Genomic DNA, 21,312 nt, shown 5'->3' on the forward strand with positions numbered 1-21,312 from the left:
AGGGCGAATAACGCCCCCGGCGTTATCCGCCGAGCGGAATCGCAGGCGGGTGAGAAATGCCGGATGAAGCATCGCGTCCTGCGCCCCACGCCAGGCGGGCAGGGCGAAGAGGGCGCTCCGGCCTATTGCAGGCCGTACTTCTTCACCTTGTCGAACAGCGTGGTCTTGGCCATGCCCAGGTCCTGGCTGGCCTGGGTCAGGTTGCCGTGGTGGCGGGCCAGGGCGTCGCCGAGCAGGGCCTTCTCGAATGCCTCCACCGCTTCGGCGAAGCGCGGGCCGCCGGTCTGTACGGCCTGGCCGCCCTTGTTGAACACCGGCAGGCCGAGGGCGAAGCGTTCGGCGACGTTGCGCAGTTCGCGTACGTTGCCCGGCCAGTCGTGGGCCATCAGGCTGGCCACGGTGGCACGGTCGAGTTCCGGCGCGGGGCGGTCGAAGCGCAGCGAGGATTGCTGGAGGAAGTGTTCGAAGAGCAGCAGGATGTCCTCGCGGCGGTCGCGCAGTGCCGGCAGTTCCAGGCTCACCACGTTGAGCCGGTAGTAGAGGTCGCTGCGGAACTGGCCGCTCTTGCCCATGGCGGCGAGGTCCGCCTTGGTCGCCGCGATCACCCGGCAGTCCACCGGGATCGACTGGTTCGAGCCGAGGCGTTCCAGGGTGTGTTCCTGCAACACCCGCAGCAGCTTGATCTGCAGGTTGACCGGCATGCTCTCGATCTCGTCGAGGAACAGCGTGCCGCCGTTGGCATGCTCGATCTTGCCGATCCGCCGCTTGTTGGCACCGGTGAAGGCGTGCGCCTCGTGGCCGAATATCTCGCTGTCGAACAGGTTCTCCGGCAGGCCGCCGCAGTTCAGCGCGACGAAGGCATGCTGGTGGCGCCGGCTATAGTCGTGGAGGCAACGCGCCACCAGCTCCTTGCCGGTGCCGGTCTCGCCGAGGATCAGCACGTTGGCCGAGGTGTCGCCGACGTTGGCGATCAGCTCGCGCAACGCCTGGATCGCCGGCGAGCGGCCGATGATCCGTTGCGCCAGGTCCTGGCGGCCGGCCAACTGGCGACGCAGCGCGCTGACCTCGCGGGCCAGCCCGCGCTGCTCCAGGGCGCGGCGGGCGACCTCGACCAGGCGTTCCGGAGAGAAGGGCTTCTCCATGAAGTCGTAGGCGCCGGCGTGCATCGCCTGTACCGCCATGGAGATGTCGCCGTGACCGGTGATCAGCACCACCGGCAGGCTCGGGTCGAGGGCCTTGAGACGCTCCAGCAGGGTCAGGCCGTCGATGCCGGGCAGGCGGATGTCGCTGACGACGATGCCGGCGAAGTCGCGGTCGACCCGTTGCAGCGCCTCCTCGGCGCTGCCGACGCCGATGCAGGGGATGTCCTCCAGCTCCAGCGCCTGCTGGCAGCCGAGCAAGACATGCGGATCGTCTTCGACGATCAGGACGGAAAGCGGCTCGTTCATCGGGCGGGACTCGCAGTCGGGGAATCGGGAACCAGGGACAGGCTCAGCTCGAAGGCGGTTCCGCCGCTTTCGGGGTGCTGCACGCTGAGGCTGCCGCCGGCGGCGGTGGCCAGGCTGGCCGAGAGGGTCAGGCCGAGGCCCAGGCCATGTTCGCCGGGCTTGGTGGTGAAGAAGGGTTCGAACAGGTGGACGCGCGCCGCCGGCGGGATACCGGGGCCGTTGTCGCGCACGCGCAGGACGTAGCGCTCCTCCTCGCGCCGGCCTTCCAGCCAGAGCTGGCGGTCGGCCTGCCCGCTCATGGCGTCGAGGGCGTTGGCCAGCAGGTTGACCAGGATCTGTTCCAGGCGGGTCTGGTCGATGCCCAGGCGCACGTCGTCGAAATGCCGGTGCAGGGTCGGCGGGTCCTGCTCCAGGCGCCCGTGCAGGATCAGCAGCGCCGCGTCCACCGCCTTGGCCAGGCTGGCCTGGCCGGCGTCGTCGCTGCGCCGGGCGAAGGCACGCAGGCTGGCGGTGATGCGGCCCATGCGGTCGACCAGTTCGTTGATGGTGGCGAGGTTGGTGCTGGCGGTCTCCAGCTTGCCGCGCTGGAGGAAGCGCACGGTGTTGCCGGACAGCGTACGCAGCGCCGCCAGCGGTTGGTTGAGTTCGTGGGCGATGCTGGTGGACATCTGCCCGATCACCGCCAGCTTGCCGGCCTGGACCAGTTCGTCCTGGGCCTTGCGCAGGGTGTCCTCGGCCTGCTGGCGCTCGTGGATCTCGGCGGTCAGGCGTGCGTTGCTGGCCTGCAGGTCGGCGGTACGTTCGGCGATCTTCACTTCCAGCTCGCCGTTGGCCCGTTGCAGCGCCTCGCGCGCGGCGAGGCGGGTGGCGAGTACCTTGCGCCGCTCGTTCCAGGCGATCAGCAGGAATGCCAGGAGGGCGAAACCGATGGCGGCCAGCATGCCGTTGCGTACCGCGTCGCGGCGCAGGTCTTCCAGCGGGCTGAGCAGGGTCAGGTTCCACGGTGTGTCGTTCAGCGCGCGGGTCTGCGCCAGGTAGGTGACCGCTTCGCCGCGCGGATGCTGCTCATCGGCGGGGAAGCTGAGCTTCTCCACACCGGCGGCCAGCGGCTCGCGCTGCAGCGGTTGCCACTCGTTCAGCGCCCACCAGTAGTACTGCATGCTGCGCGCCAGGCGCTCCTTGTCGTCGGCGCTCAGGGAGCGCACCGCCTTCAGGCGCAGGGCGGGGTTGCTGGAGAGGATGATGATGCCGTTCTCGTCGCTGACGAAGGCTTCCAGGCGCGCCTTCTCCCAGCGTTCCTCGAGGGCGTCCATCTTCACCTTGACCACCGCCACGCCGATGATCCGGCCGCCGTGGACCAGGCCGTGGGCCAGGTAGTAGCCCGGCTCGCCGCGGGTGCTGCCGATGCCGTAGAAGCGGCCCGGCTTGCCCTTCATCGCGTCCTGCCAGTAGGCGCGGAACGACAGGTCCTCGCCGAGGTAGCTGTCCGGGTCGCTCCAGTTGCTGGTGGCCAGGACCCGGCCGTTGGTGTCCAGCAGGTACACCGCGCGGCTGCCGGCGCGGCGGTTGAGGCCTTCGAGGTAGGCGTTGACCTGGTTGCGCCGGTATGGCGTCGGGTCGGTGAGCAGGTGACTGACGCTGCGCTCCAGCTCCAGCAGGCTGGGCAGGTAGGTGTACTTGCTGATCTCGCTCTCGACCGTCCGTGCATGCAGCTCCAGCTGGCGTTCGCCATTCTCGGCGAGGGCACGGATGCCGGCGCTCTCGCTGATCCGGTAGCCGCCGTAGCCGAAGCCGAGCATCAGCAGGAGCAGGGGAATGGGGAGCAGCAACTGGCGGACGAGGCGGGGCTTCACGGTCAGTGACGGAGGTACGCTGCAGGGCGGGTCGGGGGATTCCATCACAGTCGTCGCGGCTAGGCCAGCCCGCCGCCACGATGGGCGGCGGAGCGGGCGGTTTTCCGGCACGGCCGGCAGGCGGCGCCGGAAGGGTTCACTCAGTATTCCCAGAAGATCCGTTGCAGCTCCTTGCTGTCCTGGGTCTTGGTCATCGCGACCGCGGCCAGGATGCGCGCCTTCTGCGGGTTCAGGTCGTGGGCGACGATCCAGTCGTTCTTGTCGTCCGGCTGCTCGGCGTTGCGCAGGACGAAGCCGCCGGCATTGACGTGCGAGGAGCGGATGATCTGCACGCCCTGCTTGCGCAGTTCCTGCAGGGTCGGCACCACGCGCGCGGGCACCGAGCCGTTGCCGGTGCCGGCATGGATGATCGCCTTGGCGCCGGCCTGGGCCAGGGCCTTGTAGGCGGTGTCGCTGACGTTGCCGTAGCTGTAGGCGATTTCCACCGGAGCCAGCGCGGAGATCTGCTTGATGTCGAACTCGGAGTTCACCGTGTGCCGCTTCACCGGTGCGCGGAACCAGTAGCTCTTGCCTTCGACCACCATGCCCAGCGGGCCCCACGGGCTCTTGAACGCTTCGGTCTTGATGTTGACCATCTTGCTCGCGTCGCGGCCGGAGAGGATCTCGTCGTTCATGGTGATCAGCACGCCCTTGCCGCGCGCCGACTTGTCGCCGGCCACCGCCACGGCGTTGTACAGGTTGAGCATGCCGTCGGCGGACATCGCGGTGCCCGGGCGCATCGAGCCGACCACCACGATGGGCTTCTCGGTGTGCTCGACCAGGGTCAGGAAGTAGGCGGTCTCTTCCAGGGTGTCGGTACCGTGGGTGATCACGATGCCGTCGACGTCGTCGCTATCGGCCAGCTTGGCGACGGTCTTGCCCAGTTCCAGCAGGTTCTCGTTGGTGAAGCTTTCCGAGGCGATCTGGAACACCTGTTGGCCGCGGACGTTGGCGATGTCCTTGAGCTGCGGCACGCTGGCCAGCAACTGGTCGACCGGCACCTTGGCGGCGGTGTAGGTGGCGCTGTTGGCGGCGCTGGCGCCGGCGCCGGCGATGGTACCGCCGGTGGCCAGGATGACCACGTTGGACAGTTTCTGTTGCGGTGCGACTTCCTTGGCCTGGGCGGCCTGCGGCAGCAGGAGCATCAGGGCCATAACACCGGGGGCGAACGCGTGGAGCAATGGCTTCATGGCGATATCTCGTGTCGGTAGGTTGGTAGGGTTATCGTCGTTGCACGCAATCAGGCGCGGGCGGCGTCGGCCGCCCGCCGTCCTGTCAGGGTTTCACCACCAGGCCGACGCCGCGGCCACGGGGATCGGAGGCGGTCTCCAGGGCCTTGCCGTCGACGCGGATGGCCTGGATATCGCCCATGTTCCAGCCCTGGTCCTCCAGGGTGTAGCCCATCGCCTTCAGTTCCTCGGCGACCTTGCCGGCGAGCGGCGCGTAGGCGTCGTAGTAGATCGTGTCCTTGGGCAGCAACTGGTGGTGCACGCGCTGCGCGGCCACGGCCTTCTCCAGCGGCAGGTGGAAGTCGTAGATGTTGTTCAGCACCTGGAAGATCGAGGTGAAGATCCGCGAGCCGCCGGGCGTGCCGACCACCAGGCTGACCTTGCCGTCGCGGGTGACGATGCTCGGGCTCATCGAGGAGAGCATGCGCTTGCCCGGCTCGATGGCGTTGGCGTCGCTGCCGACCACGCCGAAGGCGTTGGCCACGCCCGGTTTGGCGCTGAAGTCGTCCATCTCGTCGTTGAGCAGGAAGCCGGCGCCCTTGACCACCACGCCGCTGCCGAAGTCCCAGTTGAGGGTGTAGGTGTTGCTCACCGCGTTGCCGTCGGCGTCGACGATGGAGAAGTGCGTGGTCTGGTGCGGTTCCAGGCCGGGACGGACCTTCTCGGTCGGCGAGATCGCCGTCGGGTTGACCTCGGCGGCACGCTGCTTCAGGTATGCCGGATCGGTCAGGCGCGCCACCGGGACCTTGGAGAAGTCCGGATCGCCGAGGTAGTCGGCGCGGTCGGCGAACACGCGTTTCTCGATCTCCGCCAGCAGGTGGATGTAGCGCGCGGAATTCAGCTCGACGCCCTTGAAGTCGGCGGCACGGTTTTCCTTGATGCCCAGCAACTGGGCCAGGGCGATCCCGCCGGAGCTTGGCAGCGGCGCGGTATAGAGCGTGTTGCCCTGCCAGTCGACGCGCATCGGTTCGCGCCACCTGACCTTGTAGTCGGCGAGGTCCTGGTGGGTGATCAGTCCCTTGTCCTGCTGCATCTGTGCCACCAGCAGGTCGGCGGTATGGCCTTTGTAGAACTCGTCCGGGCCCTTGTCGGCGATACGCTCCAGGGTCTTCGCCAGGTCCGGCTGGAGGAACGCCTCGCCGGCCTTCATGTGGCCGAAGTAGTCGCCGAAGTTGGTCTTGCCGTTGAACAGCGCGACGGCGTCCTGGCGGTACTGGAACTGCTTGTCGGCGACCTTGAAGCCCTTTTGCGCGTAGCCGATGGCCGGGGTCAGCAGCTCGCTCCAGGGCAGCTTGCCGAAACGCTTGTGGGCTTCCCAGAGGCCCATCACGGTGCCCGGCACGCCGGCGGCCTTGGCGCCGACCAGGCTGAGGTTCTCGATCACCTCGCCCTTGTCGTCCAGGTACATGGTTTTGCTCGCGGCCTTCGGCGCCACCTCGCGGTAGTCGAGGAAGTACGGCTTGCCGTCCATGTACAGGGTCATGAAGCCGCCGCCGCCGATGTTGCCGGCCTCGGGGTAGGTGACCGCCAGGGTGAAGGCGGTGGCCACCGCGGCGTCCACCGCGTTGCCGCCGGCCTTGAGGATCTGCGCGGCGACCTTGGCGCCGTACTCGTCGGGCGCGGCGACGGCGCCGCCGTCGAGCGTGGCGGCGAAGGCCGAGGAGGATGCGGCGGCAATGGCGACGCCGAGGGACAGGGTTCTGAAGAGCACAGGTTGCATGGGCTTTCCCTATTTATTGTTATCGCAGGCGAGGGTGGAGCAGGCCCCCGCCGGGCGGGCCGGCGAGGGCGGGTACATCAGTGCGGGAGTATCTTGGCGAGGAACTGCTGGGCGCGTTCGGAGCGGGCGCTGACGTCGCCGAAGAACTCCTCCTTCTCGCAGTCTTCCACGATCTGCCCGCGGTCCATGAAGATCACCCGGTTGGCGACCTTGCGCGCGAAGCCCATCTCGTGGGTCACGCACATCATGGTCATGCCTTCGTGGGCCAGCTGGACCATCACGTCGAGCACTTCGTTGACCATTTCCGGGTCGAGCGCCGAGGTCGGCTCGTCGAACAGCATCACCACCGGGTCCATCGCCAGCGCGCGGGCGATCGCCACGCGCTGCTGCTGGCCGCCGGAGAGCTGGCCGGGGTGCTTGTGCGCGTGCTCCTTGAGACCGACGCGCTCGAGCAGGGCCAGGCCCTTCTTGGTGGCTTCTTCCTTGCTGCGGCCGAGCACCTTGATCTGCGCGATGGTCAGGTTCTCGGTGATGCTCAGGTGGGGGAACAGCTCGAAATGCTGGAACACCATGCCGACCCGCGAGCGCAGCTTGGGCAGGTTGGTCTTCGGATCGGCGATGGAGGTGCCGTCGACGACGATGTCGCCCTTCTGGAAGGGTTCCAGTGCGTTGACGCACTTGATCAGGGTCGACTTGCCCGAGCCGGACGGCCCGCAGACCACCACCACTTCGCCTTTCGCAACCTCGGTGGAGCAGTCGGTCAGGACCTGGAAGTCGCCATACCACTTGCTGACATTCTTGATGGAAATCATACGGTTAACCTTTTCTGCAGACGTTTGACGGCGAACGAGGCGGTGAAGCTTACGACGAAGTAGACCAGGCCGGCGAAAATCAGGAACTCGTTGGCCTGGCCGATGATGTCGCCGCGCGAACGGGCCGAATTGAGGAAGTCCATCAGGCCGACGGTATAGACCAGCGAGGTGTCCTGGAACAGGATGATGCTCTGTTGCAGCAGCAGCGGGGTCATCTTGCGGAACGCCTGCGGCAGGATCACCAGGCGCATGGTCTGCCCGTAGGTCATGCCCAGTGCCTGGGCGGCGCCCATCTGGCCTTTCGGGATGGCCTGGATGCCGGCGCGGACGATCTCGCAGTAGTAGGCCGCCTCGAACATCATGAAGGCCACCAGGCAGGAGGTGAACGCCCCCACCGGGGTGTCCTCGCCAGTGATCCAGCGCAGGATGAAGGGCACCGCGAAGTAGAACCAGGTGATCACCAGCAGCAGCGGGATCGAGCGGAAGTAGTTGACGTAGAAGCCGGCGATGTTCGACAGCAACTTGCTGTGCGACAGCCGCATCAGCGCCAGCACGGTACCCAGCGCGACGCCGCCGAGGACGCCGAGGACCATCAGCTTGAGGGTCATCAGCATGCCTTCCCAGAGGCTCGGCAGGGCGGGAACGATTCCACTGAAGTCCATCATTTACCTCCTACGGAGATCAGGCCCGGTACGGCGACCTTTCTCTCCACCAGGCGCATGATCAGCATCAGGCTCATGTTCAGCGTGAAGTAGATCAGCGTGGCCAGGGTGAAGGCCTCGAACAGGTTGGCGGAGAACTCGGCGGTCTGCTTGGTCTGCGCCAGCAGCTCCATCAGGCCGATCAGCGACGCCACCGAGGAGTTCTTGAAGATGTTGAGGAACTCCGAGGTCAGCGGCGGGATGATGATCCGGAAGGCCTGCGGCAGCAGCACGTGGCGGTAGATCTGCGGTAGGCGGAAGCCCATCGCGCGGGCCGCCGAGGTCTGCCCGTAGGGCAGCGCCTGGATGCCGGTGCGCACCTGCTCGCAGACCCGCGCGGCGGTGAACAGGCCGAGGCAGACGACCACGCTGAGGTAGGCCGAGGTAGTCGGGTTGAGGTCCTGCTTGAACCAGGTCTGCAGGCCCTCGGGCAGCAGGTCGGGTACCAGGAAGTACCAGATGAACAGCTGCACCAGCAGCGGCACGTTGCGGAAGATTTCCACGTAGGCGGTGGCGATCCCCGATACCAGGCGATTCGGCACGGTGCGCATGACGCCGAGCAGCGAGCCCAGCGCCAGGGCGATGATCCAGCCGACCAGGGCGATGGCGATGGTCCAGCCCAGACCGGCGATGTACCAGTCGAGGTAGGTTTCGCTGCCGATCCCGGTGGACTTGAAGAACACGCCCCAGTCCCAGTTGTAATTCATGTTGGGGTTTCCCCTCGGTTCAATCGGTTGCAGACACTGGCGGGGAAGGCAGGCGCCGGCGCGGCCGTACGGGCCGGCGGCGCTGCTCTTCCGGGGGAGACGGCTGGGGAGGGGCAGGCCCCTCCCGCGTCCCCGAGGCCCCGCCGCGAGGCGGGGGCGACGCGCGAAGCGCTGGCGCTCCGGGAGGAACGCCTGGCGCTCGTTACATCTGCTCGGCGGCCTTGTCGGTCGGGCTGGCGATCAGCTTCTTCAGCTCTTCGCTCATGGGGAAGTTGAGGTTCAGGCCCTTCGGCGGGATCGGCTGGGTGAACCACTTGTCGTAGATCTTGTTGACCTCGCCGGAGGCGTAGGTATCGGTGATGGCCTTGTCGACCACTTTCTTGAACGCCGCGTCGCCCTTGCGCACCATGCAGCCGTAGATCTCGAAGGACTGCGGGGTGCCGCCGACGACCCAGTCGTCCGGCTTCTTGGCCTTGGCCATTTCGCCGTAGAGCAGCGCGTCGTCCATCATGAAGGCCACCGCGCGGCCGGATTCGAGCATCATGAAGGACTCGCCGTGGTCCTTGGCGGAGATGATGTTCATGCCCATCTTCTTGTCCGCGTTCATGGCCTTGAGCAGGCGCTCGGAGGTGGTGCCGGCGGTGGTCACCACGTTCTTGCCCTTGAGGTCGTCGAAGTCCTTGATGTTGGCGGTCTTCTTCGACAGCAGGCGAGTGCCGACCTCGAAGATGCCGACGGAAAAGTCGACCTGCTTCTGGCGCTCTTCGTTGTTGGTGGTAGAGCCGCACTCGATGTCCACGGTGCCGTTCTGCACCAGCGGGATGCGGGTCTGCGAGGTGACCAGGTTATAGCGGACCTTCAGGTCGGGGAGGTTGAGTTCCTTCTTCACCGCCTCGACCACTTTCAGTTGCAGGTCGTGGGAGTAGCCGATCGGCTTGCCCGGCTCGGTGCCGAGGTAGGAGAAGGGAATCGAAGCGTCACGGTGACCGAGGGTGATGGTGCCGGTTTCCTTGATCTTCTTCAGCGTGCCGGTGAGCTCGTCAGCGACGACCGGAGCGGACAACAGAGCGGCCACGATGGCGGTGCTCAGCAGACTGGGAGCGATACGCATGAATTTCTTCCTCGACTTGTTTTGATTTTTATTGAGCCGCGAGCGCCTGGCCTCTCCGGGACAGGGTGTTTCGCGGTTTTCCCCGGCGGGGGAAGCCACGAGAGTATCGTGCTTGCCGAACAGTGTAGTGGCAGGATGCATGCCAGCTTATGAAATCCGGTTTTTTTTAGCCTAACCGTTTGAAAGTAAAAGAAATTAAATTTGGATGAAAATGCCCCGAAATGGCCTTTCGTCCGTTCTTCCGAATATTTTCGGGGCATGACGTTCGGTTTTCCGAACGTTTCGCCGAGGTCCGTTCTTGAGCCATTCCGGGGTTTTCTGACGGTTCGTTCAGAAATTGTTCAGGCTTCGTTCAGGCCCGATTCAGGCCGGGTTCAGCAGAATTCACGCTGCGAGGCGCAAGCCGTCACGTCTTGCCTTCCTTCCCTGGCGACGGCCGCCTGGAGTCCACATGCGCTATCTCATCCTCAGCCTGCTGGCCGTGCTCGCCGCACCTGCCTGGGCTGCCGACGACGGCGACTTCTGGTACCTGCAGACCAGCGTCTACACCCGGCATTTCAACCCGGACCCGGAACACAACAACCACCAGGACCTGCTCGGCCTCGAATACAACCGCGCCGATGGCGTGCTGGCCGGCGGCGCGACCTTCCGCAACTCGTTCAGCCAGCGCTCCAACTACGCCTACCTGGGCAAGCGTTTCGACAGTGACAGCCACCCGGTCTACCTGAAGCTCACCGGCGGCCTGTTGCAGGGCTATCGCGGCGAATACCGCGACAAGATCCCGCTGAACCGCTTCGGCGTCGCGCCGGCGATCATCCCCTCGGTGGGCGTTCGCTTCGGCCCGCTGGGCAGCGAGCTGGTGCTGCTCGGCAATTCGGCGGCGATGATCAACCTCGGCCTGCGTCTCTGAGGCCCAGGGCGGGCACGGAACGCTGGCTGGTCTAGGCTGTCGTCTGTTCCCCGAGCCGCGCTCCTGAGCGGTTCGTCACTCGACAGGAGACTCCCATGCAGATCGATCTGAGCGACAAACTGGCAATCGTCAGCGGTTCCACCGCCGGCATCGGCTTCGCCATCGCCAGCGGCCTCGCCGCCGCCGGCGCCACCGTGGTGGTCAACGGACGCAGCCAGGCGGCGGTGGACCGTGCGATCGCGGCGATCCGGAACGGCCAGCCGGATGCCAAGGTACGCGGCGTCGCCGGCGACCTGGGCACGGCGGAAGGCTGCGCGGCTTTCGTCGCGGCCGAGCCGAAGGCGGACATCCTGGTCAACAACCTGGGCATCTTCGAGCTGAAGGACTTCTTCGACATCGAGGACGCCGAGTGGAGCCGCTTCTTCGAGGTCAACGTGATGTCCGGGGTGCGCCTGGCCCGCGCCTACGTCCCGGGAATGGTCGAGCGTGGTTGGGGGCGAGTGGTGTTCCTGTCTTCGGAATCGGCGTTGAACATCCCGGCGGACATGATCCACTACGGCTTCAGCAAGACCGCCAACCTCTCGGTGTCGCGCGGCCTGGCCAAGCGCCTGGCCGGCACCGGGGTGACGGTGAATGCGGTGCTGCCCGGACCGACCCTCACCGAAGGCGTCGCCGAGATGCTTCGCGAGGATGCGCAGAAGGCCGGGCAGAGCATAGAAGAGGCCGGCACCGACTTTGTCCGGCAGCACCGTTCCAGTTCGATCATCCAGCGCCTGGCGACGCCCGAGGAAGTCGCCAACCTGGTGGTCTACACCTGCTCGACCCAGGCCTCGGCGACCACCGGCGCGGCCCTGCGGGTCGACGGCGGGGTGCTCGACAGCCTGGCCTGACGAGCGCGCAACGCCAGCGTAAAAATGCTCCTCGGCACTCGCGGCGCGGTACCCGGCGGCCCTGGCCGGTTGCCGCGCCGGCGCCTGGCGGCGGCGCTCGTAAAGCTTGCGTAACGAGGCGCGACAGGAGGCGCCGGCAGGTCTAGAACGGCAGGTACCGTCATTCAGAGGATACCGCCACTCATGTCAGCAGCCTCGTTAGCCACCCTCGACGGGTCGCTCCGCATGACCCCCGTCGAGCAACCCCGACCGCCGGCTCTCGCCGACCTCGGCAGCCGCCTGATGATCGTCGTCGAGCGACGCGAGGACTGGGCCTCCTACCTGCCCAGCGAGGAAGTCCTCACCGCCCAGGAATACCTCGAGCAATCGGCGCGCGACCACGGCGGCCGCCGCGTGCAGGTGATCAACCTGTGCCGCGGCTACAAGTACCTCGGCCTCGGCTACTACTGTTCGCTGCTGGCCGAGGCCCGCGGCCACCGGGTGATCCCGTCGCTGCGCTGCATCAGCGAACTAGCTCGCAAGTCGGTCTACGGGCTGGCCCTGGGTGGCCTCGACAAGGCCCTGGACAAGGCGCTGTGCCGTACGCCCTATGGCGCCACCGACGGCTTCACCCTGACCCTGTATTTCGGCCATACCGAGTTCGAGCCACTGGCCGACCTCGCTCGCCAGTTGTTCGAAGCCTTTCCCTGCCCGATCCTGCTGGTGGAGTTCCGTCGCCAGCAGGGCTGGCATATCGAGGGCGTGCGCCCTGGCGTGCTGAACCGCTTGCGCAGCGACCAGGAGGATGTCTTCGCCGATGCCCTCGACGGTTTCAGCCGGCGCGCCTGGCGCATGCCGCGTTCGCGGCGGGTGGCACGCTACGACATGGCGATCCTGCACGATCCCGACGAAGCGCTGCCGCCGTCCAACCCGCAGGCGCTGGCCAACTTCGTACGGGTCGGCGCCAGCCTCGGCATCGACGTCGAACTGATCGGACGCAAGGACTACGCGCGCCTGGCCGAGTTCGACGCCCTGCTGATCCGCGAGACCACCCGGGTCGACCACCATACCTATCGCTTCGCCGAGAAGGCCGAGCGCGAAGGCCTGGTGGTGATGGACGACCCGGCATCGATCCTGCGCTGCACCAACAAGGTCTACCTGGCCGACCTGCTTGGTTGCCGGCAACTGGGCATGCCGCTCACCGAGATCCTCTACAAGGAACGCCCGCAGGACTGGCAGCGGGTGGCCCGGCGCCTGGGCTTCCCGCTGGTGCTGAAGATTCCCGATGGCTGCTTCTCCCGTGGCGTGGTCAAGGTCAACGACGACAGCGAACTGCTGGCGGCGGCGAGCGAGCTGTTCGAGCGCTCGGTCCTGTTGCTGGCCCAGGAGTTCTTCTACACCGAGTACGACTGGCGCATCGGCGTGCTCGACCGCCAACCGCTGTACGCCTGCCAGTACTTCATGTCGCGCGGCCACTGGCAGATCTACAACCACAAGGCCGACGGCCAGGACGTCAACGGCGAGTGCCGCGCCGTGCCGCTGGAGCAGGTGCCGCCGGCGGTGCTGGAGCTGGCCCTGGAGGCCGCCGGGCGGATCGGCGACGGCCTCTACGGGGTGGACCTGAAGCAGGCCGGCGACAAGGTGCTGGTCATCGAGGTCAACGACAACCCGAATATCGATGCCGGCATCGAGGACGGCCAGCTCGGCGACGAACTCTACCGGCGCATCCTCCAGGCCTTCGTCCAGCGCCTGGAACTCAAGCACCGTGGCCAGTTGAGCAAGGCGCTGCGCTGAGCGGCGCGCTTCAGTCCGGCCGGCGCGTGGCCAGGCGCAGGCCGGAGCCGCGGGCGAGGGCGGCCGGCCTGACGCAACGGACCCGGTAGCGGCCGCGCTCATCGATCTCGATGCCCTGCAACTCGGGAGCGAAACCGGGAAAGTGCTCGCCGAAGGCCTGCAAGGCCAGCAGGTAGTCGATCAGCGCCGGCGATTCCTCGGCCACCCGTTCGCCGGGCAACAGCAGCGGCGTGGCCGCCGGATGGACGCCGACCAGGCTGGCGACCACACGGCCGCCGAGCCTGTCGATCGCCACCGCTTCGGTTTCGTCCCTGACCAGGTGCCCATAGACCGTGGCCGGCGCCAGCGCGGCGTGGCCGGCAGCCCTGGCGGCGGCGTCGGCGAGGGCGGTCAGGTGCAGCCGCAGGCTGGCTTCGTGGATCATCGCGCAGAGTTCGCGCAGGCCGATGTAGCGGTACAGCGGCGAGCTGTCGAGCAACTCCGGCAACACCTGCTTCAGCGGCGCATCGTCGTCGTGCCGGCGTTTGAATTCGCACAGCCTGTCCACCAGCGGCTGCGCGTGTTCCGCCCTGGCGCCCTGGGGAAACAGCAGCAGGAAGCGATAGTCGCCGGTGCGCAACGGGGCGATGCCGTGCCGGCGCAGGTAGCGGCAGACCACCGCGGCGGGTACTCCGAAGCTGGCCGGGCGACCGCGCGAATCGAGGCCGGGGGCGCTCAGGGCGACGCGCAGCGGGTCCAGCCGAGGACTGTTGTCGAGTGTCTCGGCGAGCCCGTGCCAGCGCTTCGCCGGCGTCTCCCGGCCGGCCTCGATGCCAGGCCCCGGGTTGCCCCGCAGTATCTCGAAGAACCACGTATCGCCATCCTCCCTGGCGAGCCGCGCGGCGGCTTCCCAGAGCGCCCGGCGAAAGGCCTCGGCGATGTCGCCGGCGTGCGCGGCCGGGGCTCCTGCGGACGTCTTGCGGTAGGCCGTGGAGAGGTCGTTCAGCGGCGTCGCCAGGTGCTCCGCGGTGCTCTCCGAGCCGATCCGCCACTGCTTGGCCGGCGCCAGGTCGAGGCGTGCGCGGCCGTTGTAGCGGGCGCTCACCGGCGTGCGCGGGACCGGCGGGGCATAGTCGCGCAGCCGCCTGGGGCCCGCCGGGGCGCGCCATTCGCGCAGGTCGCTGTCGATGCGCTCGGCGATGAAGCGTGCGGGGCCGGCGGCCAGGTTGAAGCATCCCTGGACCTCGTCCAGTAGCTGGCTGGACAACTGCTCGATGCGCAGTTGACGAAACAACAGGAACAGCGGGATGGACGGCGCGACCTGGCGGAGTTCATCGAGCGCCGCCAATTGTGCGGCTTCGTTCTCGCCTGTCGGCTCCGCGACGAGCAGGAGGATGCCGGCGGGGTGCGCGGCGTTGCCGAGAAAATCCAGGGCGACCTTGCGGCTTGGCGCCTGGAAGAGTCGATAGCCGCGTATTTCCAGTTGTCGACAAAGCTCGGAAAGACGATTCGCATCATTGGCCGCGTTTATGTTGGAAGTGACGAGTATTGAATGACGCGAAGGATTGTTTCGAGACATGCTGTTGTCCTTGTCCATTCGAACCGCTCGGTTTCGCCGGCAAAAGCGTCGCCCGGCACGCCGAAGGCTCTCGCGAGGCGCGACTAGTGATTGATGATGTACTTGGCGCTGGCGAAGGTCGGCGGGATATAGAAGTTCCACTTCTTTTGCCGGGCGAGTGCCTTGAAGGCGCCGATGCAACTGCAACCGACCTTCTGGAAGATGTTGCTCTTGTGGAACTTGACGGTACTCAAGGAGCGGCTGATCTGTTCGGCTATTTCTTTTTCCGAGAGGCCGGAAAGCAGCAGGTAGATCACGTCCCATTCGCGCGAGGTGAACAACTCCGAGGGGGGCGTGAAGGTGAAGGTACCGATGCCGTCGGTGGCGATGAAGCCGCGCGGGGCGACCGAGGTCAGGGTCTTGGCATGGGCGATCACCCCGGTGCGGTTGCCGCGCCGGTCATACAGCGGCATGCGTTCGAAATACAGGCAGCAGGGCGCCGGATGATCGTCCGGCCTGAGCAGCGCCAGGGCCTCGATGCGCTTGCCGGTCTGGATGACCAGCTTGTCGTGCTCTTCGATGCTGGCACTGAAGGGGGATAGCAGGGAGTTCTTCTGGCCGAACCGCGGGGTGATCAGTTCGGTATAGCGACGATTGACATAGACGAAGTTGAGACAGTTGTCTTTCACACTCCAGGCCTCTTCGCTCTGCTCCCAGGAAATGATCAGTTCGATGGGAATGTGCACCGACATGTGGTGAGTCATGTCCAGCAGCTTTTCGATATCCAATAGCGTCATTGGCTACTCCACTCATTTACATGTGGGCGGGTCTTTGAATGGAAGAAAGATGGCGAGGCGAGTGCGTGCCGGGATGTTCGTTGGGTCCTGCGGAAGTTTCTCTGGCAAGTGCTATCTTCTTTTCGGTGGCGTTCGACTCCTGCGTCTGTGAAGTGTTACCGGAGCAACTACGCCGGGGCGCAATTCGATTTCAGGTTATATCCGCGTCCTCATGCCCAGGCTGTACTTTTGATCGAGTTTTTTTGCGCTGTTCTAATAGGGGGCGGGCGCGTTGTTCGAAAAGTCGATTGACAGTTGACGGAGGTGGCCAGGGTCCTATCGAACAATTCCAGGAATTCCCTTTTTCCAATGCGCGATGCCGCTGGTCCGTACTTTGCTCGCCGGGGCCGTTGCGCGGCTATGGTGGAAGTCCCGAGGCCTATCGAGGCTTTGTCATGTCGCGTGTGCTTTTCCTGCTCCTGGCCATGGTGCTCGCCGGCCTGGGCCAACCGACCCTCGCCGCGCCCCTGCCGGACGAGCTGCCGGCAGCCTTGCCCGCCGCGCCGCCGGTCGCGCCGTTGCCCATGGGCAGCGCGCCACAGCCGCAACCGGAGGCCGCCGAGCCGGACCTGCCGGGCAGCGACGCGGCCAGCGCCGACGGGGAGGCGACGACCAAGGACGGCTTGAAGATCGGCAACGGCAGTCTCCGCCTGCGCCAGGACGATCCCGGGCCGACCCGGGAAAGCCCGCTGCGCGATCCCCGCCTGAATCCCTACGCACCGCGCCAGCCCTGACCGACGGCCCGCGCCCGGTGGCCGGGCGGGTCTAGGCTTGTGCTGCGGTCGGCGGCGTTCCACGGCGAGCGCCGACCGTTCGTCCGCGCCGCGGGCTTTTTTCCCCGCCGCTGTCGAAAGGCGCCCTCGCCGGGCGACTACCGAACGAACGGATCGTCGATCCGCACCAGGAGCCCACCGCCATGAAATACCTCTGCCTGATCTATTTCGACGAAGCGAAGCTGGCCGCCGTGCCGGCCGAGGAGCTTGCCGCCATCGTCGACGAGTGCATGACCTACTCCGACCAGTTGGGCAAGGCCGGCCACTACATCGCCTCGCACGCCCTGCAGTCGGTGCAGACCGCCACCACCCTGCGCCACCAGGGCGGGCGGCTGGCGATGACCGACGGGCCGTTCGCCGAGACCAAGGAGCAACTCGGCGGTTTCTACCTGATCGAGGCGCGCGACCTCAACCAGGCCCTGCAGATCGCCGCGAAGATTCCGCCGGGACGGCTCGGCTGCGTCGAAGTGCGACCGGTCAAGGAATGGGAGTGAGGGCGCCCGGCGCCGGAGGTGAAGCATGTGCCCCCTTTGCATCGCATCCCTGTCCCTGCTGTGCGCCGGCGGCGCTTCGCTGGCCGGCTTCGCCCTGGCGACCGGGCGCCGGCGCCGCTGGCGGAACGACCCCGGGCAGGCTGGAAAACCGAGAATTTCCGTGGAGAATCGGCAATGAATCCTTCTTTGCAGGACCACCCGGTGAGCAACCGGGAACAATGGCTGGACGCCCGTCGCCGTCTGCTGGCGCGGGAAAAGCAACTCACCCGCCTGCGCGACCAGGTCGCCGCCGAACGACGCGAACTGCCCTGGGTCAGGGTGGACAAGGACTACCGCTTCCAGGGCGAGCGCGGCGAGCGTTCGCTGGCCGAGTTGTTCGGCGGCAATAGCCAGCTAATCGTCTACCACTTCATGTTCGCGCCGGGCTGGAGCGAAGGCTGCGTCGGCTGTTCGTTCCTCGCCGACCACATCGACGGCGCCAACCGGCACCTGGCGCACCACGACGTCAGCCTGGTGGCGGTATCGCGCGCGCCCCTGGAGGAGTTCCAGGCGTTCCGCCGGCGCATGGGCTGGCGTTTCGACTGGTACTCCTCGTACGGCAGCGATTTCAACCGTGACTTCGGGGTGTCCTTCGACAAGGCGCAACTGGCCGCCGGCAGCGTCGACTACAACTACCAGCCGACCCCCGACGCCGGCGAGGAAATGCCGGGTGCCAGCGTGTTCCTGCGCAATCCGGCGGGCGAGGTGTTCCACACCTATTCGGCCTATGCGCGCGGCCTCGACATCCTGCTCACCACCTACAACTTCCTCGACCTGACGCCCAAGGGGCGCAACGAGGACGCGATCATGGACTGGCTGCGTCACCACGACCGCTACGACGAGGCGCCGAAAAGCGCCTGCTGCCACGCGCAGGCCAGCCATTGAGGGAGCACGGCGAGCCGTTGCGCAGCCGCATCGAGGCGCTGTACCGCGAGGAGTCGCGGCGCGTGCTGGCGACCCTGATCCGCCTGCTCGGCGATTTCGAGCTGGCCGAGGAAGCCTTGCACGACGCCTTCATCGCCGCCGTCGAGCAGTGGCCGCGCGACGGTATCCCGCGCAACCCGCGCGCCTGGCTGGTTTCCGCCGGGCGCTTCAAGGCCATCGACAACCTGCGCCGGCGAGCGCGCTTCGACGCCTCGCAGCGACTGCTCGCCGAGCAACTGGAAGAGCAGGCCGAGGCGCCGGCGGAGGAGGGCGATGCGGTGGAAGACGACCGGCTACGCCTGATCTTCACCTGCTGCCACCCGGCGCTGACCCCCGAGGCACAGGTGGCGCTGACCCTGCGCGAGGTCTGCGACCTGCGCACCGAGGAGATCGCCCGCGCCTTCCTCGCCGCGCCCAGCGCCATCGCCCAACGCATCGTGCGGGCCAAGAACAAGATCCGCGAGGCCCGGATTCCCTACCAGGTACCGACCCTGGAGGAACTCCCCGAGCGGCTGGGCAACGTCCTGCAAGTGATCTACCTGGTGTTCAACGAGGGCTACTCGGCCTCCACCGGCACCAGCCTGACCCGCGCCGATCTCAGCGGCGAGGCGATCCGCGTCGGCCGCCTGCTGGTCGAACTGCTGCCCGACCCCGAGGCCCTCGGCCTGCTCGCCCTGATGTTGCTGCACGACTCGCGGCGCCAGGCGCGGACCTCGGCCAGCGGCGAACTGGTGCGGCTCGACGAGCAGGACCGCACGCTATGGGATCGCGGACTGATCGTCGAGGGGCTCGGCCTGGTCGAGCGGGCCCTGGCCAGCCGCCGTTTCGGGGTCTACACCCTGCAGGCGGCCATCGTCGCGGTGCACGCCCAGGCCCCGCGCGCCGAGGACACCGACTGGGCACGGATCGTCGCCCTCTACGACGCGCTGCTGTACCTGGCGCCATCGCCGGTGATCGAACTCAACCGCGCCGTGGCCTTGGCCATGCGCGATGGCGTCGAGGTCGGGCTGGCCGTGGTCGATGCGTTGCTGGCGCGGGGTGAACTGGCCGATTACCACCTGGCGCACTCGGCGCGTGCCGACTTCTGCCGCCGTCTCGGTCGCCGCCGCGAGGCCCGCGAGGCCTACCGCGCGGCGCTGGCCCTGGCGCGCCAGGAGCCGGAGCGGCGCTTCATCGAGCAGCGCCTGCGCGAACTCGATTGAAGCCGGCTCAGGCGCCGTTGGCGCAGGCCGTACGCGCTTCGCCGCCAACGCCACGGGTGAACCACCAGAACGCCAGGGCCGCCAGGCTGATCGCCGCGCCGAGCAGGCTCACCGCGTCCCAGCCGGCCCAGGCGTACATGGCGGTGCCGGCGCTGGCGCCGAGGCCGCTGCCGGCGGCGTAGAACAGCATGTAGCAACCCACCAGGCGGCTGTGGGCGCGCGGGTCGATGGCGAAGACCAGGCTCTGGTTGAGCACATGGATCGCCTGGCCGGCGAGATCGAGCAGCAGCACGCCGAGAATCAGCGCCGCCAGCGAATGCGCGCCGAGGGCGAGCGGCAGCCAGGACAGCAGCAACAGCAGCAGGGCGCCGCCGCTGAGCGCCTGGGCGTGGCCGCGATCGGCCAGGCTGCCGGCCCGCGCCGCGCCCAGCGCGCCGAGCGCGCCGACCAGGCCGAAGGCGCCGATGGCGCTGTGCGACAGCGAATACGGCGGCGCGCCGAGCAGCAATACCAGGCTGCTCCAGAACACCCCGAAGGCGGCGAACATCAACAGCCCGAGCAGGCCGCGCACCTGCAGCACGCGCTGGCTCGCCAGCAGGCCGAACATCGAGCCGAGCAGCTGCCGGTAGGACAGCCCCAGTTCGTTGCTCGGCGCCGCCGGCAGTACCCGCCAGAGCAGCAGGCCAAGCCCGCCCATGCTCGCTGCCGAGACCAGGTAGACGCTGCGCCAGCCGCCGAGGTCGGCGAGCAGCCCGGCCAGGCTGCGCGCCAGCAGCAGGCCGATCACCACGCCGCCCTGCGCCGCGCCGACCACCCGCCCGCGCTCGCCAGGCGCCGCCAGCGCCGCGGCGTAGGCCAGCAGTCCCTGGGTCATGGCGGTGCCGAGCAGGCCCAGTCCGAGCAGCCCCAGCGCCAGGCCGAGGGTATCGCCGGCGAAGCCCACCAGCAGCAGCGACAGCACCAGCAGCAGGAGCTGGACGAACATCAGCCGGCGCCGCTCCAGCAGGTCGCCCAGCGGCACCACCAGCAGCAGCGCCAGGGCGCAACCGGCCTGGGTCGCGCCGAACAGCAGGCCGACCCCGGCCTGGCCGATGGCGAACTCGGCACCGAGGACGTCCAGCAGCGGCTGGGCGTAATAGACGTTGGCCACGCTGAGACCGCAGGCGACGGCGAACAGCAGCACCAGCGCGGAGGGGAGAGAGGATGGCGAGGATGGCATGCGAAGCGCTCCGTAAGGTTTCAATATGAAACTAAAGCGGAGGCTAGGAATTTTGGTTTTAAAATGCAACCTAAATTATCGCAGCAGTGCGTCTATCGATCGCGACTCGCGCACAGCGGAACGCGGGCCCGCCGCCGATTCACCTGGCGGCGGGCCCGCGTAGCGGACGCTACCGGTCCTGCTCGCAGTTGACCATCCAGGCCACGCCGAAGCGGTCGGTGAACATGCCGAAGCTCGCCGCCCAGAAGGTCGGGCCCAGCGGCATCTGGACCGAGCCGCCCTCGGCGAGGGCGTTGAACAGGCGCTCGGCCTCGGCCTTGCTGTCGACGTTGAGGCTGATGGAACAGCCCTTGATGCCTTCGTAGGGATAGGCCGGGTGATTGTCCGAGGCCATCAGGGCGAAGCTGCCGACCACCAGCCGTGCGTGCATGATCTTGTCTTTCCAGTCGGCCGGGATGTCGCCGCACTCGGGGCTGTCGCCGAACGGCAGCATGGCCTCCAGGGTGCCGCCCAGGTGCTGGTGGTAGCAGCTGAAGGCCTCCCGGCAATTACCGTTGAAGATCAGGTAGGGGACGATTTGCATGGTGCTTTCCTCGTTCTTGGCGGAGTGCGGGGCGGTTCAGTTGCGTTTTTCCAGCTCGGCGCGCAGGCGCTCCTCGCGCTCGCGCAGTTCCGGGGTGAACTCCTCGCCGAAGTCCTCGGCCTCGAAGACCTGGCGGATCTCGATCTCGGATTCGCCGTCGAATGGGTTCGGGCATCGCTTGACCCACTCGATGGCCTCTTCCAGGGAGGCCACCTGGAACATCCAGAAACCGGCGATCAGCTCGCGGGTCTCGGCGAAGGGGCCGTCGATCACCGTCCGCGCGTTGCCGGAGAAACGCACCCGGGCGCCCTTGGCGCTGGGCTGTAGCCCTTCGCCGGCGAGCATCACCCCGGCCTTGACCAGTTCCTCGTTGTAGCGGCCCATCGCCGCGAGCAGTTCCTCGCTGGGCATCTCGCCGGCTTCGGAAGCCTGGGTGGCCTTGACGATCACCATGAATCTCATCTGCGTTCTCCTTGTTGTTCTGCGCAATGACGGTCCGTTCTGGCCCGCCT

20 protein-coding genes are annotated in these 21,312 nt (G+C 67.1%); 7 read left to right on the top strand and 13 right to left on the bottom strand.

All coding sequences use genetic code 11. From position 1 onward, the window contains the following. Positions 1-122: 122 nt before the first annotated feature. The 8 genes from HMPREF2924_RS23395 to HMPREF2924_RS23430 form a co-directional block, all read right to left on the bottom strand. The gene (locus HMPREF2924_RS23395) at positions 123-1,448 is read right to left on the bottom strand and encodes a two-component response regulator AauR (protein ID WP_003086877.1); all 1,326 of its coding nucleotides are present in this window, start codon (positions 1,446-1,448) and stop codon (positions 123-125) included. Further along, positions 1,445-3,346, bottom strand: coding sequence for a sensor histidine kinase (locus tag HMPREF2924_RS23400; protein ID WP_003115580.1), 1,902 nt, complete (start codon positions 3,344-3,346; stop codon positions 1,445-1,447). The genes HMPREF2924_RS23395 and HMPREF2924_RS23400 overlap by 4 nt, the downstream gene beginning before the upstream one ends. A 95-nt stretch (positions 3,347-3,441) precedes the next feature. Further along, entirely contained in the window at positions 3,442-4,530 is a 1,089-nt protein-coding gene (locus HMPREF2924_RS23405) for an asparaginase (protein ID WP_003109247.1), read from the bottom strand. 85 nt (positions 4,531-4,615) lie between these two features. Next, a complete protein-coding gene (gene ggt / locus HMPREF2924_RS23410; RefSeq protein WP_003086881.1) occupies positions 4,616-6,289 on the bottom strand; it encodes a gamma-glutamyltransferase in 1,674 nt (557 codons plus the stop codon). A gap of 77 nt (positions 6,290-6,366) precedes the next feature. Beyond that, positions 6,367-7,101, bottom strand: coding sequence for an amino acid ABC transporter ATP-binding protein (locus HMPREF2924_RS23415; protein WP_003082761.1), 735 nt, complete (start codon positions 7,099-7,101; stop codon positions 6,367-6,369). Then, positions 7,098-7,766: an amino acid ABC transporter permease gene (locus tag HMPREF2924_RS23420; protein ID WP_003082765.1), complete on the bottom strand. Its 669-nt coding sequence runs from the start codon at positions 7,764-7,766 to the stop codon at positions 7,098-7,100. Before HMPREF2924_RS23420 ends, HMPREF2924_RS23415 begins: the two co-directional genes overlap by 4 nt. Then, positions 7,763-8,509: an amino acid ABC transporter permease gene (locus HMPREF2924_RS23425; protein WP_003082767.1), complete on the bottom strand. Its 747-nt coding sequence runs from the start codon at positions 8,507-8,509 to the stop codon at positions 7,763-7,765. Before HMPREF2924_RS23425 ends, HMPREF2924_RS23420 begins: the two co-directional genes overlap by 4 nt. A gap of 202 nt (positions 8,510-8,711) precedes the next feature. Further along, entirely contained in the window at positions 8,712-9,620 is a 909-nt protein-coding gene (locus HMPREF2924_RS23430) for a glutamate/aspartate ABC transporter substrate-binding protein (protein ID WP_003133396.1), read from the bottom strand. Between the two features lie 451 nt (positions 9,621-10,071). Between HMPREF2924_RS23430 and pagP the strand changes: the two genes are divergently transcribed. The 3 genes from pagP to HMPREF2924_RS23445 all read left to right on the top strand — a co-directional run bounded on the left by pagP (position 10,072) and on the right by HMPREF2924_RS23445 (position 13,193). Next, complete coding sequence (gene pagP / locus HMPREF2924_RS23435; RefSeq protein WP_003109244.1) at positions 10,072-10,530, top strand: palmitoyltransferase PagP; 459 nt, start codon at positions 10,072-10,074, stop codon at positions 10,528-10,530. A gap of 95 nt (positions 10,531-10,625) precedes the next feature. Beyond that, positions 10,626-11,420 carry an SDR family NAD(P)-dependent oxidoreductase gene (locus HMPREF2924_RS23440; protein WP_003109243.1) on the top strand — a complete coding sequence of 265 codons (795 nt, stop codon included), beginning with the start codon at positions 10,626-10,628 and terminating at the stop codon, positions 11,418-11,420. Between the two features lie 183 nt (positions 11,421-11,603). Continuing rightward, entirely contained in the window at positions 11,604-13,193 is a 1,590-nt protein-coding gene (locus tag HMPREF2924_RS23445) for a RimK family alpha-L-glutamate ligase (RefSeq protein ID WP_003133393.1), read from the top strand. Between the two features lie 10 nt (positions 13,194-13,203). Here HMPREF2924_RS23445 and HMPREF2924_RS23450 read toward each other — a convergent pair whose 3' ends face one another. Together HMPREF2924_RS23450 and HMPREF2924_RS23455 are read right to left on the bottom strand one after the other, a co-directional pair. Continuing rightward, complete coding sequence (locus tag HMPREF2924_RS23450) at positions 13,204-14,769, bottom strand: aminotransferase class I/II-fold pyridoxal phosphate-dependent enzyme (RefSeq protein WP_023094809.1); 1,566 nt, start codon at positions 14,767-14,769, stop codon at positions 13,204-13,206. 65 nt (positions 14,770-14,834) lie between these two features. Next, the gene (locus HMPREF2924_RS23455) at positions 14,835-15,527 is read right to left on the bottom strand and encodes a helix-turn-helix transcriptional regulator (RefSeq protein WP_003082787.1); all 693 of its coding nucleotides are present in this window, start codon (positions 15,525-15,527) and stop codon (positions 14,835-14,837) included. A 434-nt stretch (positions 15,528-15,961) separates the two neighbouring features. Here HMPREF2924_RS23455 and HMPREF2924_RS36110 point away from each other — a divergent pair, with 434 nt between their 5' ends. From HMPREF2924_RS36110 to HMPREF2924_RS23475, 4 genes are all read left to right on the top strand, one after another. Further along, positions 15,962-16,300, top strand: a complete 339-nt coding sequence (locus HMPREF2924_RS36110; RefSeq protein WP_003112384.1) for a hypothetical protein — start codon at positions 15,962-15,964, stop codon at positions 16,298-16,300. 182 nt (positions 16,301-16,482) lie between these two features. Continuing rightward, positions 16,483-16,833, top strand: coding sequence for a YciI family protein (locus HMPREF2924_RS23465; protein ID WP_003082795.1), 351 nt, complete (start codon positions 16,483-16,485; stop codon positions 16,831-16,833). Between the two features lie 174 nt (positions 16,834-17,007). After that, complete coding sequence (locus HMPREF2924_RS23470; protein WP_003107663.1) at positions 17,008-17,757, top strand: DUF899 domain-containing protein; 750 nt, start codon at positions 17,008-17,010, stop codon at positions 17,755-17,757. Between the two features lie 17 nt (positions 17,758-17,774). Next, entirely contained in the window at positions 17,775-18,998 is a 1,224-nt protein-coding gene (locus HMPREF2924_RS23475; protein ID WP_003133377.1) for an RNA polymerase sigma factor, read from the top strand. Between the two features lie 7 nt (positions 18,999-19,005). Here HMPREF2924_RS23475 and HMPREF2924_RS23480 read toward each other — a convergent pair whose 3' ends face one another. The 3 genes from HMPREF2924_RS23480 to HMPREF2924_RS23490 all read right to left on the bottom strand — a co-directional run bounded on the left by HMPREF2924_RS23480 (position 19,006) and on the right by HMPREF2924_RS23490 (position 21,262). Continuing rightward, positions 19,006-20,217 carry an MFS transporter gene (locus tag HMPREF2924_RS23480; RefSeq protein WP_003145238.1) on the bottom strand — a complete coding sequence of 404 codons (1,212 nt, stop codon included), beginning with the start codon at positions 20,215-20,217 and terminating at the stop codon, positions 19,006-19,008. Positions 20,218-20,386: 169 nt separating this feature from the next. After that, the gene (locus HMPREF2924_RS23485; protein WP_003082839.1) at positions 20,387-20,800 is read right to left on the bottom strand and encodes a VOC family protein; all 414 of its coding nucleotides are present in this window, start codon (positions 20,798-20,800) and stop codon (positions 20,387-20,389) included. 36 nt (positions 20,801-20,836) lie between these two features. Beyond that, positions 20,837-21,262 carry a YciI family protein gene (locus HMPREF2924_RS23490; protein ID WP_003086910.1) on the bottom strand — a complete coding sequence of 142 codons (426 nt, stop codon included), beginning with the start codon at positions 21,260-21,262 and terminating at the stop codon, positions 20,837-20,839. Positions 21,263-21,312 lie beyond the last annotated feature (50 nt).

Source organism: Pseudomonas sp. HMSC063H08 (assembly GCF_001813645.1).
Taxonomy (GTDB): domain Bacteria; phylum Pseudomonadota; class Gammaproteobacteria; order Pseudomonadales; family Pseudomonadaceae; genus Pseudomonas; species Pseudomonas aeruginosa.